This is a genomic window from Pseudomonas sp. GW823-FHT03E05 (assembly GCF_058796855.1).
This window is the reverse complement of the sequence record NZ_JBXAJB010000006.1, coordinates 135,984-148,738: the sequence shown is the minus strand read 5'-3', so window position 1 is coordinate 148,738 and position 12,755 is coordinate 135,984. Positions and strand designations below refer to the sequence as shown.

General features: G+C 64.3%; 12 protein-coding genes and 1 pseudogene. 8 read left to right on the top strand and 5 right to left on the bottom strand.

Translation table 11 applies throughout. The features are described from left to right. Window positions 1–19: 19 nt before the first annotated feature. The 3 genes from AC1RCO_RS24310 (at window position 20) to AC1RCO_RS24300 (ending at window position 2,874) form a co-directional block, all read left to right on the top strand. Window positions 20–1,072 (top strand): Gfo/Idh/MocA family protein, encoded by a 1,053-nt coding sequence (locus AC1RCO_RS24310; protein ID WP_492618121.1) that lies wholly within the window; start codon window positions 20–22, stop codon window positions 1,070–1,072. Between the two features lie 7 nt (window positions 1,073–1,079). Beyond that, entirely contained in the window at window positions 1,080–1,895 is an 816-nt protein-coding gene (locus AC1RCO_RS24305) for a sugar phosphate isomerase/epimerase family protein (protein ID WP_492618120.1), read from the top strand. Window positions 1,896–1,995: 100 nt separating this feature from the next. After that, complete coding sequence (locus AC1RCO_RS24300) at window positions 1,996–2,874, top strand: DMT family transporter (protein WP_492618119.1); 879 nt, start codon at window positions 1,996–1,998, stop codon at window positions 2,872–2,874. Between the two features lie 6 nt (window positions 2,875–2,880). On the opposite strand, the gene AC1RCO_RS24295 is transcribed toward AC1RCO_RS24300, so the two are convergent. From AC1RCO_RS24295 to AC1RCO_RS24285, 3 genes and pseudogenes are all read right to left on the bottom strand, one after another. Beyond that, window positions 2,881–3,669, bottom strand: a complete 789-nt coding sequence (locus AC1RCO_RS24295) for a methyl-accepting chemotaxis protein (protein WP_401402786.1) — start codon at window positions 3,667–3,669, stop codon at window positions 2,881–2,883. A gap of 66 nt (window positions 3,670–3,735) precedes the next feature. Beyond that, a pseudogene (locus AC1RCO_RS24290) lies at window positions 3,736–4,503 on the bottom strand (MCP four helix bundle domain-containing protein); the annotation flags it as partial. Between the two features lie 91 nt (window positions 4,504–4,594). Then, on the bottom strand, window positions 4,595–5,929 hold the full coding sequence (locus tag AC1RCO_RS24285) for an MFS transporter (RefSeq protein ID WP_011063608.1): 1,335 nt from the start codon (window positions 5,927–5,929) through the stop codon (window positions 4,595–4,597). Between the two features lie 537 nt (window positions 5,930–6,466). Here AC1RCO_RS24285 and quiC point away from each other — a divergent pair. The 3 genes from quiC to AC1RCO_RS24270 all read left to right on the top strand — a co-directional run bounded on the left by quiC (window position 6,467) and on the right by AC1RCO_RS24270 (window position 9,496). After that, window positions 6,467–8,377 carry a 3-dehydroshikimate dehydratase QuiC gene (quiC, locus tag AC1RCO_RS24280; protein WP_492618118.1) on the top strand — a complete coding sequence of 637 codons (1,911 nt, stop codon included), beginning with the start codon at window positions 6,467–6,469 and terminating at the stop codon, window positions 8,375–8,377. 102 nt (window positions 8,378–8,479) lie between these two features. Further along, window positions 8,480–9,157, top strand: coding sequence for a TetR/AcrR family transcriptional regulator (locus tag AC1RCO_RS24275; RefSeq protein WP_011063606.1), 678 nt, complete (start codon window positions 8,480–8,482; stop codon window positions 9,155–9,157). Window positions 9,158–9,271: 114 nt separating this feature from the next. After that, window positions 9,272–9,496: a hypothetical protein gene (locus tag AC1RCO_RS24270; RefSeq protein ID WP_015637127.1), complete on the top strand. Its 225-nt coding sequence runs from the start codon at window positions 9,272–9,274 to the stop codon at window positions 9,494–9,496. A 67-nt stretch (window positions 9,497–9,563) separates the two neighbouring features. On the opposite strand, the gene AC1RCO_RS24265 is transcribed toward AC1RCO_RS24270, so the two are convergent. Both AC1RCO_RS24265 and aroQ read right to left on the bottom strand, forming a co-directional pair. Then, entirely contained in the window at window positions 9,564–10,418 is an 855-nt protein-coding gene (locus AC1RCO_RS24265; RefSeq protein ID WP_011063605.1) for a shikimate dehydrogenase, read from the bottom strand. Then, a complete protein-coding gene (gene aroQ / locus AC1RCO_RS24260) occupies window positions 10,415–10,864 on the bottom strand; it encodes a type II 3-dehydroquinate dehydratase (protein ID WP_011063604.1) in 450 nt (149 codons plus the stop codon). Before aroQ ends, AC1RCO_RS24265 begins: the two co-directional genes overlap by 4 nt. A gap of 259 nt (window positions 10,865–11,123) precedes the next feature. Between aroQ and AC1RCO_RS24255 the strand changes: the two genes are divergently transcribed. Next, entirely contained in the window at window positions 11,124–11,645 is a 522-nt protein-coding gene (locus AC1RCO_RS24255; protein ID WP_011063603.1) for an RNA polymerase sigma factor, read from the top strand. Between the two features lie 63 nt (window positions 11,646–11,708). Continuing rightward, a complete protein-coding gene (locus tag AC1RCO_RS24250; RefSeq protein ID WP_015637124.1) occupies window positions 11,709–12,722 on the top strand; it encodes a FecR family protein in 1,014 nt (337 codons plus the stop codon). Window positions 12,723–12,755: the final 33 nt, after the last annotated feature.

Below are 12,755 nucleotides of genomic sequence, written 5' to 3'. Positions count from 1 at the left end.
ATCACAAGAGGATCTTCCATTGAGCACGCCACTGCGCATCGCCCTGATCGGCGTCGGCAATATGGGGCAGCAGCACTATCAGCACCTCAAGACTCTGGCCGAGGCCTGCCTCTGCGCGGTGGCCGATCCCGGACCCCAGGCGGCGGCTGTCGCCGCACAATGGCAGGTGCCGCACTTTGCCGATCACCAGACCCTGCTCCGGGAAGTCCGCCCGGATGCGGTGATCGTTGCCAACCCTAACAACCTCCATGTCAGCACCGCCCTGGATTGCCTCGCCGCAGGCGTGCCGGTGCTGCTGGAAAAACCGGTGGGCGTGCATCTGGATGAAGTGCGCGAATTGGTAGCGGCCACGCGGACTACTGGGGTCCCGGTGCTGGTGGGGCATCATCGACGGCACAACCCATTGATCGCCCGCGCCCATGAACTGCTGCGCAGCGGCGCCCTGGGGCGCCTGACCAACGTCACCGCACTCTGGCAATTGCAGAAGCCCGAGCACTATTTCGACATTCCCTGGCGCCGCGAGGCCGGGGCCGGCATGTTGCTGACCAACCTGATCCACGACCTGGACCTGCTGCGCCACCTGTGCGGCGAGGTGCGCCAGGTCCAGGCCATCACCAGCAACAGCGTGCGCGGCTACGCCAACGAGGATTGCGCAGCGGTGCTGCTGCAATTCGACAACGGCGCCCTGGGCAGCCTGACCGGTTCCGACGCCGCGGCCGCGCCCTGGAGCTGGGAGCTGGATTCCGGGGAAAACCCGGTGTACCCGCGCCAGCCGGACCAGCCCTGTTACTTGCTGGCCGGGACCGCAGGCGCCTTGAGCATTCCCCAACTCAAGCGCTGGCACTACGCCAAAGCCGGGGCCGGCTGGCATGAGCCTCTGCTGATGGAGCAGGAGGCCTTTGACCCGGGCGAAGCCCTGCGCCTGCAGTTGCAGCACTTTGTCCAAGTGGCCCGGGGCGAAGTCGAGCCTCTGGTCAGTGCTGCCGATGCCGCGCGCACCCTGGCGCTGATTGAAGCGATTCGAGAGGCCGCCGCCACCGGCCGTGCCTGCACCCCAACCCTGATTGAGTGAAGAACGCATGAGTGAGCGGATTTTCTCCCTGGCCAGCCTGACCGTGCTGGAGCTTTCCCCGCCGCAGATGGTCGAGGTGGCGGCCCAGGCCGGCTACAGCCACGTTGGCCTGCGGCTGGTGCCGGCGACGCCGCAAGAGCACCATTTTCCCTTGGTGGCGGATGCCGATCTACGCCGCCAGACCCTGGCCCGGTTGCGTGATACCGGGGTGCGGGTGCTGGATGTGGAAATCCTGCGGCTCAAGCCGCAGACCCGGATCAAGGACTTCGAGGGCGTGCTGGCAGTGGGCGCCGAGTTTGCCGCCAGCGAGTTGCTGGTGGCGGGCAATGATCCGGATGAAACCCGCATGACCGACAACTTTGCCGCCTTGTGTGATCTGGCGGCGCAGTATGGCTTGCACCCCCATCTGGAGTTCATGCCCTGGACCGATGCGCGCAACCTGGAGCAAGCCGTGCGCGTGGTGGAGAACGCCGCTCGCAGCAACGGCTGCGTGCTGGTGGACGCCTTTCACTTCGACCGCTCGGGATCGCGCCTGGAGGACCTGGCCAAGGTGGCTCCGGCGCGGTTGCGGTATGCCCAGTTGTGCGACGTGGCCGGGCCGCGGCCGGACGATATGCAGGAAATCTTGCGCCAGGCCCGTAACGAGCGGCGTTTTCCGGGGGAGGGCGATTGCGATCTGGCGGGGCTGCTCAAGTGCCTGCCGGAAAACCTGCCCCTGAGCCTGGAGATTCCTACGGTGCAATTGCTGGAGCAGGGCGTGAGTGCCTTGCAGCGAGCACAGATGGCCCTGGACAGAACCCGGGAGTTGCTGGCTCGGATTTGAAGCCGCGCAGGCCTTTCGCCGGCCTGCCGGCTCCTGCCAACATCCGGTAGGGGCCGGCTGGCCGGCGAAGCCGTTTCTACACTTGCCCCAAGGAAAGCCCATGACCCGCAGCACGCCCCTTTCCGGGACCAACCACCCTTTCAAGGGCATTGTGCTGATCGTTCTGGCGACCTTTCTGTTCGCCAGCCACGATGCCCTGTCCAAATACCTCTCGGGATTCTTTCCGGTGATCATGGTGGTCTGGGCCCGTTACCTGATCCACACCCTGCTGATGGCCGGGATCTTCCTGCCGCAATCCGGCCTGCGGGTACTATGTAGCAAGCGACCGCTGCTGCAACTGCTGCGGGCTCTGTGTTTGCTGAGCACCAGCCTGTTGTTCACCTCGGCGCTGCTGTTCATTCCCCTGGCCGAAGCCACGGCGGTCAACTTTCTCGCGCCGGTACTGGTCACCGCGTTGTCGGTGCCTTTGCTTGGCGAGCAGGTGACCCGGGGCCAGTGGCTGGCGGTAATCTGCGGTTTCGTCGGGGTGCTGATCATCGTGCATCCGGGCGGCGAGCTGTTCACGCCGGCGGTGTTGCTGCCGTTCTGTTCGGCGCTGTTCTTCTGTTTCTATCAACTGCTCACACGCAAGCTGGCCGAGCATGACAGCCCCACCACCAGCAACTTCTTTGCCGGGCTGTGCAACACCCTGGTGATGACGGCGCTGGTGCCGTTCTTCTGGCAGACCCCCGGGTTCCTCCATGGCTTGCTGATGCTGGCGCTGGGCGCCTGCGGCATGAGTGCCCATCTGTTCCTGACCCAGGCCTTTCGTCATGCGGCGCCGGCGCTGCTGGCGCCCTTCGGTTATTGCCAGATTGTCTTTGCCGGGTTGCTGGGCTGGTTGCTGTTCGGCCACGCGCCGTCGTTGATCACCCAGGTGGGCATCGCCGTGATCTGCCTCAGCGGGCTGGCGGCGGCCTGGCAGCAACGCCACCGCTGAGACGGCTCAAAAGCGCAAGCGCACCACCAGGTTCTGCAGGCCGGCCGCCAGGTGCGACAGCTCCTGGCTGGTGGCGTTGGTGCGGGTGGCGGCGTCGGCGCTTTCCAGGGACAGGTCGCGGATGTTCAGCAGGTTGCGGTCCACTTCACGGGCCACCTGGGCCTGTTCTTCCGAGGCACTGGCGATCACCAGGTTGCGCTCGTGGATCTGTTCCATGGCCCGGGTGATTTGCCCCAGGGCCAGCCCGGCCTGCTCGGCGATGGACAGGGTCTGGGCCACCCGCTGACTGTTGCCGTGCATGGACTGCACCACGCTGTCGGTGTCGCCCTGGACCCGGCCGATCATCTGTTCGATTTCCTGGGTCGACTGCTGGGTGCGATGGGCCAGGGCCCGCACTTCGTCTGCCACTACGGCAAAACCACGGCCGGCTTCCCCAGCCCGCGCGGCCTCGATGGCGGCGTTCAGGGCCAGCAGGTTGGTCTGTTCGGCAATGGCGCGGATCACGTCCAGCACCTTGCCGATTTCCCGTGACTGCTCGGCCAGGGTCTGCACTTGCTGCAGGGCGATGCCGACATCGCTGCTCATGGCCTGGATCGCGTCCAGGGTCTGGGTCACCCGGGTTTGCCCCTGGGTGGCCTGGGCGGTGGACTGGCGGGTGGTATCGGAGGTGGACACTGCGTTGCGTGCCACTTCCTCGACGGCCGCGGTCATCTCGTTGACGGCCGTGGCTGCTTGCTCGATTTCGTTGTGTTGCTGCTGCAGCCGGCTGGAGTCCTGATGGGTGCTCTGGCTCATCTGTTGCGCGGCGGCGGCCAGTTGGGTCGAGGTGCTGCTGATCAGTTGCAGGGTTTCACGCAGGCTGGCCTGCATCCTGGCCAGGGCCTTGAGCAGGCGCGCGGTTTCATCGCTGCCCTCGCAGTGGATGGGGCGGCCGAGATCGCCGGCGGCCACTTGCTCGGCCACGTCCACAGCCTGGCGGATGGGCACGACGATGCTGCGAATCAACAGCCAGGCCAGGCACAGGGTCAGCAGGGCGACGGCGATCAGGGCGCCGATCACCGTGATTTTTACTTGGGTGTAGAGCGCGTCTGCATGCTGGGCCGACTGGCTGACTTCCTCGGCAGTCAGGTTCATCAGCTCGGCGAACTGATCGCCGGTCTGGGTCGAGTAATCCTGGATCTTGCCGTTGAGCAGCGCTGTCATCTCGCTGCTGCGATTGTCCCGGGACAGGGCTTCGTACTGGGCCAGGGCCTGTTGGTAGCTCTTGACCGTGGCGAGGAATGCTTCGTATGGCACCCGATTGTGATCGCCCACCAGCGGCGCGAACCTGGCCAGGGCCTGGTCGAGCCAGGCTTGTACCTGATGCAGGCGGGCAATGGTGCTTTCCAGCACTTGCGGTTCACGGTTGAGGGCCATGCGCAGGCTCAGCACGCGGATGCTCAACACGTAGTCGCGCACTTCTCCCAGGTAGCGAGTGCTGGGCAGGGAAATGTTTTCGGTGTGTTGGCCGGTGGCGCGGACTTCGGCCACTTGCTTGAGGGCGAACAGCCCCTGCAGCAGGACCAGCAGGGCAATCACGCCGAAGCTGATCACGGCGCGTTGGGGGATGCTCAGGTTACCGAGCGTCATGGGACGATCTCCGAGTCTGGAAAAACAAAAGGGGGGAGGGCGAGCCGATAAAAAAAACGCAGGCCCGGAGTGGGCCTGCGTGAAAGGAGCATCAGTCTTCTACGCGGGGAATCTTGCGCGGGGCCATGAAGTACATCCAGGTCAGGGCAATGAAGTACATCGCCGGGATCAGGGTGAACAGCAGGGTGTAGTTGTTGTTGGTCACGGTCAGGATGTGGCCGACGATCTGGGTCATGAACATGCCGCCGATGGCCGCGCACATGCCGCCGAAGCCGAACACCGTGCTCATCATGTGCTTGGGCGTGTAGTCCATCACCAGGCTCCAGATGTTGGCGGTCCAGGCCTGGTGCGCGCCGATCCCCAGGGAGATGGCGAACACGGCCAGCCACAGGTTGGCGGTGCCGGCGGCCATGATCACGCCGATGATGCAGCAGGCGAACAGGAACATCGACAGCAGCCGCGCCTTGATCGGGTTCATGCCGCGCCCGATCAGGAACGAGGAGAGGATGCCGCCGCCGACGCTGCCGAAGTCGGCGGTCAGGTAGATGATGATCAGCGGGATGCCCATCTGGGTCACGTTGATGCCCAGGTTGTACTGCTGGTTGAGGAACGGTGGCAGCCAGTACAGGTAGAACCAGAACACCGGCGCTGTCATCGCATAGGCCAGGGCGAAGGCCCAGGTGCCGCGCATGCGCAGGATGCGGCTGAAGGGTACGCGGGTTTCTTCCGGCTCCACCTGTTGCTGGATGTAGGCCAGCTCGGAGGCTTTGACGCTTGGATGATCTTCAGGGTTGAAGTACTTCAGGCCCCAGAACAGCAGCCAGATGCCACCCAGCGCGGCCATGCACAGGAACGCGGCCTGCCAGCCCCAGGCGTGGAGGATCAGCGGCAGCAGCATGGGCGTGAACATTGCGCCGACGTTGGTCCCGGCGTTGAAGATCCCGGTGGCCACGGCCCGTTCGCCGGCCGGGAACCACAGCCGCGTGGTCTTCACGCAGGCCGGGTAGTTGGCGGCTTCGGTGAGCCCGAGAATGAACCGGCAGACCATGAAGCCTGCCGCCGAAGTGGCGAGGCCGTGGGCGCCGGTGGCCAGGCTCCACAACAGCACGGCGAAGAAGAACACCCGCTTCACCCCAACCCGGTCGATCAGGCGGCCCTGGAGCACGAAGCCCACGGCGTAGCCGACCTGGAACCAGAAGTTGATGTTGGCGTAGTCCATCGCCGTCCAGTTCATTTCCTTGGCCAGGATCGGCTGCATCACGCCCAGTGCGGCGCGATCTATGTAGTTCAGGGTGGTGGCGAAGAACACCAGGGCGAGCATGCCCCAGCGGGTCTTGCCGACCGCCATGGCGCCGCGGATCTTGTCGCCGATGCCGCCGGCAACGCTGAGGCTCGGGGCGATGCGAGAGCTTTGGGAAGGAGTCATGTGGGCCATCCGTTCAGTGACTGGCGAGCCGGGGCTCGTCGGAACTCAAGGGCGCGTGATCAACCGTCGGCGGGGGCATGGCAGCCCGGGAACCTGCGGGTTGATCGGCTGGGGCGGCGCGTCGTTGCGGCAGATGCCGGGCAGGCGAACGCCATCGGGTCGGCTGCAGCTCAGGGCTGTAGCGCGGCGTATTCCAGGGTGCCGGTTGAGGCCGTTGGCGGTATCAGCCAAAGGGATGTGCAGCAGTGAAGGGCGTTGAGTGCAAGCATGAGGGTGTACCCGATTTTTGAAATTTTTATGGTGTGTTCTGGGTCTGGGTGATTGAAGCCGGGGGTTTGGGGCCGGCTCAACGTGCTATCGATGGTGCGCAGTGGCTGAAAAATCGTCAATTCGCCAATCTGTATTTTGTTCGATAATCGAACACAAAACTAACTGGTTCGTACACTTTAACAAGGCCTGTGGAATAATCCGCAACATCCAATAAAAAGCCGCGGTCCCCCTGTGCCCGACTGGCCGTCCTTACCCGGGAGTCGAATCATGCAGCGTTCCATTGCCACCGTGTCCCTGAGCGGTACCCTGCCGGAAAAACTCGAAGCCATCGCCGCCGCCGGGTTCGACGGCGTGGAGATCTTCGAGAACGACCTGCTCTACTACGACGGCAGCCCTCGGGAAATCAAGCAGATGTGCGCCGACCTGGGCATTGCCATCACCCTGTTCCAGCCATTCCGGGATTTCGAGGGCTGCCGTCGCGACCGTCTGCCGCGCAACCTGGAGCGCGCCGAGCGCAAGTTCGACCTGATGCAGGAATTGGGCACCGACCTGGTGCTGGTGTGCAGCAACGCCTCGGCGGACAGCCTGGGGGACCGGCAGATCCTCATCGACGACCTGCACCTGCTGGCCGAGCGTGCCGGTGCCCGGGGCCTGCGCATCGGCTACGAAGCCCTGGCCTGGGGCCGTCACGTGAATACTTATCAACAGGTCTGGGACATCGTGCGCAGCGCCGATCACCCAAGCCTCGGGGTGTTGCTGGACAGCTTCCACACCCTGTCGCTCAAGGGCGACCCGGCGGCGATTGCCGAGATTCCGGGGGACAAGATCTTCTTCGTGCAGATGGCCGATGCGCCGATCCTGGCCATGGATGTGCTGGAGTGGAGCCGGCATTTCCGCTGCTTCCCCGGCCAGGGCGAATTCGATCTGCCAGGCTTTCTGGCGCCGATCATCAAGAGCGGCTACACCGGGCCGCTGTCCCTGGAGATCTTCAACGACGGCTTTCGCGCCGCGCCGCCGCGGGCCAACGCCGCCGATGGCTTGCGCTCGCTGCTGTACCTGGAAGAGAAGACCCGCGAGCGCCTGCTGCAGGAAGGCCAGCCGGTGGCGAACATCGACACCCTGTTCGCGCCGCCTGCGGTGCAGGCCTATGGCGGCACCGAGTTTCTCGAGTTCGCCGTGGACGAGGCCCTGGGCGCCAAGCTCGGCGGCTGGCTGGAGCGCCTGGGTTTCGCCAGGGCCGGGCAGCATCGCTCCAAGAGCGTCAGCCTGATGCGCCAAGGGGATATCAACCTGATCCTCAACTCCGAGCCCTATTCCTTCGCCCACAGTTTCTTCGAGGCCCACGGCCCTTCGGTGTGTGCCACGGCAATCCGGGTCAAGGACAGCGCCAAGGCCCTGGAGCGGGCGGTGGCCTACAAGGGCCAGCCCTATCGCGGCCTGGTGGGCCCCAATGAGCTGGAGCTGGCGGCGGTGCGCGAGCCCGATGGCAGCCTGATCTACCTGGTGGATCAGCAGCAGGGCGGCCAGCACCTGTACGACACCGATTTCAATATGCACAGCGGCGTGGTGGCCAAGGGCGGCCTCAAGCGCATCGACCACATGGCCATGGCCCTGCCGGCGGACAGCCTGGACAGCTGGGTGCTGTTCTACAAGAGCCTGCTGGACTTCGAGGCCGACGACGAAGTGGTGCTGCCCGACCCCTACGGCCTGGTGAAAAGCCGCGCCCTGCGCAGCCGTTGCAGCTCGATCCGCCTGCCGCTGAACATCTCGGAAAACCGCAATACTGCGATCTCCCATGCTTTGTCCAGCTATCGCGGTTGCGGGGTGCACCACATCGCTTTCGATTGCGAAGACATCTTTGCCGAAGTCAGCCGGGCCAAGGAGGCTGGCGTGCCGCTGCTGGACATCCCGCTCAACTACTACGACGACCTGGCGGCACGCTTTGATTTCGACGACGAATTTCTCAGCGAACTGGCCTACTACAACGTCCTCTACGACCGCGATGCCCAGGGCGGCGAGCTGTTTCACGTCTACACCGAGCCCTTCGAAGGGCGCTTCTTCTTCGAGATCATCCAGCGCAAGAACGGCTATGCCGGCTACGGTGCGGCCAACGTCGCGGTGCGCCTGGCGGCCATGGCCAAATCACGCAGCGGTGCCGTGCGCCAGGCCAAGTTGTAGAAGATTGTTAACGACGGCGGTAACGGCCGCCGTCGCGCTTTCTTTCGCAGGGTGACGCGGCCCATAATCGCCCGCGTGTGCAGTGATGGCCGTGAGCCCAGAATGACAATGACCAGTGAACGCTCGATTGCGCCCGATGAGCCTGCTCTCGAACCGCGCAAGAGTCGCAAGAACAACCCGGAAAAGACCCGCGAGAACATCCTTCAAGAAGCCATTGTCGAGTTTGTCCAGCAGGGCTTGTCCGGCGCGCGAGTGGATGCGATCGCCGAACGCATCCATACCTCCAAGCGCATGATCTATTACTACTTCGGCAGCAAGGAGCAGCTGTACGTCGAGGTGCTGGAGAAGCTCTACGGCGATATCCGCAGCACCGAGAGCCGCCTGCACCTGGCAGAGCTGGCGCCGCAGGAAGCGATTCGCCGGCTGGTGGAGTTCACCTTCGATCACCACGACCGCAACGTCGATTTCGTGCGTATCGTCAGCATCGAGAACATCCACAAGGCCGAGTACGTGAAGCAGTCCGGCGTGATCAAGGCCATGAACAACACCATTCTCCATGCCCTGGGCGAGATCCTCGAGCGCGGCGCGCGCGAAGGCGTGTTCCGCGGCGGCCTGGATCCGCTGGATGTGCATTTGCTGATCAGCTCGTTCTGTTTCTACCGGGTCTCGAACCGCCACACCTTTGGCGAGATCTTCCAGATCGACCTGCCGGATGAAGGCATCAAGCAACGCCACCGGGAGATGATCTGCGAATCGGTGCTGCGCTACCTGCAGGCCTGATCCCACTCTTTGTAGGCGCTGGCTTGGCAGGCGCTGGCTTGCCAGCGAAAGCGCCCGTAAGATCGCCATCGCCACCAAGGCTTCTGCAACCTGCACCACGACAAGGAAGGCACCATGGGCAACCCCGTTCCAACCCTGAAAATAATCCTGATCCTGATGATCGTGGTCGACACGTTCTGGTTCGGCGAGCGCCTGCTGTCCCTCACCGGGTTCAGCATGTTCGACTGGTTGCCGTCGTCGGTGATCAGCCTGGTGGGCATCCTCGGCAGCCTGCTGATGATTCTCTTCAATGTGCTGCTGATCGGCCTGCTCTCGCGCCTGCAGCTCAAATCCGACTAAGCAGGCTGTAGCCGCTGCCGCAGGCTCGCCAGCGCCCTGAAGGCCGCAGCTGCTACCGAGCCCTGTCTCAGCCGTTCATGCTGTGAAAGTGCGCCAGCATGCGCTGCGGGTCCGCGCGTTGGCCGCTGAACAGCTCGAACGCCTTGACCGCCTGGAACACCGCCATGGTGCCGCCGTCCAGGGTCCTGCAACCCAGGGCCCGGGCGTTGCGCAGCAGTTCGGTTTCCAGGGGAAAGTAGACGATCTCGGCAACCCACAACTGCGCTCGCAGCAGTTCCACCGGCACCGGCATGCCCGGCAGCTTGGCCATGCCCATGGGTGTGGTGTTCACCAGCCCGTCGGCGCTGTGCAGGGCACTCGACAGATCACCGCCTGCCCGGGCCCGGGCGCTGCCGAAGTGCTGGTTGAGGTTGTCCGCCAGGCTTTGCGCCCGCTGCGGCTCCACGTCAAAAATGTTCAGTTGCTCCACGCCTTCACTCAGCAGGGCGTGAGCCACTGCGGCCCCGGCACCGCCGGCGCCCATCTGCACCACCTGGCGCCTTGCCACGTCCGGCAGGCCGCGGCGAAAGCCCTCGGCAAAACCCAGGCAGTCGGTGTTGTGGCCGACTCGTTTGCCATCCTTGAGCACCACGGTGTTCACCGCACCGATGCCCCGGGCTTCCGGGGACAGTTCGTCGAGCAGCGGCAGGATGCTCTGCTTGCAGGGAAAGGTGATGTTCAGGCCGGTGAAGCTCATCTGCTCGGCGGCGCGCAACAGTTCAGGCAGGGCGCTGCTGTCCAGGCCCAGTTGATCCAGGTCGATCAAGCGGTACAGGTAGCGCAAATGCTGGGCATCGCCCTCTTGTTCGTGCAGGGCCGGGGTGCGGGAGGCCTGGATGCCGGCGCCAATCAGCCCGGCCAGAACACTGGCTTGCCGGCTCATGCGCCTTGCTCCTTGAACCGCTGGCTGAAGTGTTCCAGCGCCAGGCGATAGCCATGGCTGCCAAAGCCGCACATCACCGCCTGTGCGATGGCGGAAACGAAGGAGTGATGACGAAACGGTTCGCGCGCGTGGACGTTGGACAGGTGCACTTCGATCACCGGCAGCTCGCTGGCCACCAGGGCGTCACGGATTGCCACCGAGGTGTGGGTCCAGGCGGCCGGGTTGATCAGGATGCCGGCGCAGCGACCACGCGCCCCGTGGATCCAGTCGAGCAACTCGCCTTCGTGGTTGGTCTGGCGAAACTCCACGGCGAGGCCGAACTCCTCGGCGGCGCGGCCGCACAGGGCGGAAATGTCAGCCAGGGTTTCGTGGCCGTAAGTGGCCGGCTCGCGGGTGCCGAGCAGGTTCAGGTTCGGGCCGTTTAGCACCAGAACGATAGGACGCATGGGGTAAATCTCCGTTGTTATTGTCGGCCTCGGGAGAGCGTACGAGGCGTTGAAAGGTAAATTGTACTAACTGGTTAATTTGGTCAATTGGCGGTAGATGCACAACGGGGGGCGGGCGGATTAAGTGTTCGGTAATCGAACGGCAGCGTAGGGCTCGCAGGTGCAAGGCTGCCGCCAATGAGTGCTTATATCAATTGAAAATCATTCTCGACTGACCGTAAGATGCCCGGCAATTTCCTTCATGTTCCAGGGAGTCGGTTTGTCGGACGTGGATCTCAAGGGACTGTTTCTCAAGCATGCCGCTGCCTTGCGTGGGTACCTGGCGCGCAAGATACGGGACCCGCAGTTGGCCGCTGATCTGGTGCAGGAGAGTTTCCTGCGGCTGGCCGAGCACACGCGCGGCGAGCGTATCGACAACTCCCAGGGCTATCTCTACCGCACGGCGAACAATCTGCTGATCGACCATGTACGTCAGGAGGCGCGGCGCAAGACCGAGACCGTGCCCCATGAAGTGCTGGCCGACATCGAGGATGAGGCGGCCGGGCTGGAGGCTCAGGCGATGGCGCAGCAACAGCGCAAGGCACTGAAACAGGCGATCATGGAACTGCCCCCGCGGACCCAGGAAATCTTTCGCCTCAACCGTATCGAAGGCATGACCCACGCCGAGGTGGCCCGGCACCTGAATATTTCCGACAGCTCGGTGCAAAAGCACCTGTCCCGGGCGCTGGCCTATGTGATGCAGCGTTTGCAGGCTACCGACGGTCGGCCGGTCGACGAGTGAGTTACGGTAAAAGTCGGGGTCAGACGTCACTGCTTATATATAACGAGAAATCGAGATTCACACGTGAATAGCCAGGGTCCGCAAGAGCGCAGTATCACCGAGGCCGCCGCCGACTGGGCGGTGCGTTTGCACGCGGGAGGCCTGAGCGCCACCGAGCAGGCGCAGCTTGCCCAATGGCAGGCCGCCGACCCGCGTCATCCCCAGGCTCTGGTGTTTGCCCGGCAGACCTGGGAGGCCCTGGGCGAGTTGCGCCTGGACCCCGAACTGGCGGCCACTGCCCCACCACGGCGCCAGGCGGCGCGGCCTGCGGCGACAATACCGCGCCCGCGCCGTCGACGCCGGCTGGTGCGGGCCGCCAGCGTGGCGATGCTGGTACTGGCGGTGGCCCTGGGCTGGCTGCAAGGGCCGCAGGCGCTGCTGTACCTGCAGGCTGACTACCTTACCGGCAAGGGCGAGGTGCGCACCGTACAACTGGCCGATGGCAGCCAGGTGGAGCTGGATTCGGGCAGCGCCATTCGCCTGGACTACAGCGGCGACAAGCGCCAGGTTCAATTGCTGGCCGGCTCCGCGGTGTTTGACGTGGCGCCTATGGCCGGCGAGGAAAAAAGACCTTTTATCGTGCAGAGTGCCGGCGGCCAGACCCGCGCCCTGGGCACCCGTTTCGTGGTCGGGCGCGAGAGTGCTCAACAGGCCTGGGTCGGCGTGTTGCAGCACAGTGTCGCGGTGAGCCTGGATGCCCCGGCGCAACGTGGGGCCTCCGAGCGGGTGCTGCAAGAGGGGCAGAGCGTGCGCTATGACCCGCAGTCGGGGGTGGTGGCGCTTGATGGGCTCGACCTGCAGCGGGCTACCAGTTGGCGGCGCGGCGTCCTGGTGTTCGACCGCCAGCCCCTGGGCCTGGTGGTGGAGCGCCTCAATCGCTATCGGCCCGGGCGAGTGGTGCTGACCAACAGTGCCCTGGCCCAGCGTCAGGTCAGTGGTGTCTTCCGCCTGGACATGCTCGATGCAGCCCTGGTTACCCTGACCCAGGAACTGCAGGTGCAGCGTTTCGACCTGGCCGGCGTCAGCCTGATTTACTGAGGCCTGCGGGCCTTTTTCCACCCTTGTGCAAAA

What these genes read in the sequence shown, in the direction of transcription:
- AC1RCO_RS24300 (WP_492618119.1), top strand. Translation starts at nt 1,996, where the DNA reads ATGACCCGCAGCACGCCCCTTTCCGGGACCAACCACCCTTTCAAGGGC.
- quiC (WP_492618118.1), top strand. Translation starts at nt 6,467, where the DNA reads ATGCAGCGTTCCATTGCCACCGTGTCCCTGAGCGGTACCCTGCCGGAA.
- aroQ (WP_011063604.1), bottom strand. Translation starts at nt 10,864, where the DNA reads ATGCGTCCTATCGTTCTGGTGCTAAACGGCCCGAACCTGAACCTGCTC.
- AC1RCO_RS24275 (WP_011063606.1), top strand. Translation starts at nt 8,480, where the DNA reads ATGACAATGACCAGTGAACGCTCGATTGCGCCCGATGAGCCTGCTCTC.
- AC1RCO_RS24265 (WP_011063605.1), bottom strand. Translation starts at nt 10,418, where the DNA reads ATGAGCCGGCAAGCCAGTGTTCTGGCCGGGCTGATTGGCGCCGGCATC.
- AC1RCO_RS24295 (WP_401402786.1), bottom strand. Translation starts at nt 3,669, where the DNA reads ATGAGCCAGAGCACCCATCAGGACTCCAGCCGGCTGCAGCAGCAACAC.
- AC1RCO_RS24270 (WP_015637127.1), top strand. Translation starts at nt 9,272, where the DNA reads ATGGGCAACCCCGTTCCAACCCTGAAAATAATCCTGATCCTGATGATC.
- AC1RCO_RS24285 (WP_011063608.1), bottom strand. Translation starts at nt 5,929, where the DNA reads ATGACTCCTTCCCAAAGCTCTCGCATCGCCCCGAGCCTCAGCGTTGCC.
- AC1RCO_RS24305 (WP_492618120.1), top strand. Translation starts at nt 1,080, where the DNA reads ATGAGTGAGCGGATTTTCTCCCTGGCCAGCCTGACCGTGCTGGAGCTT.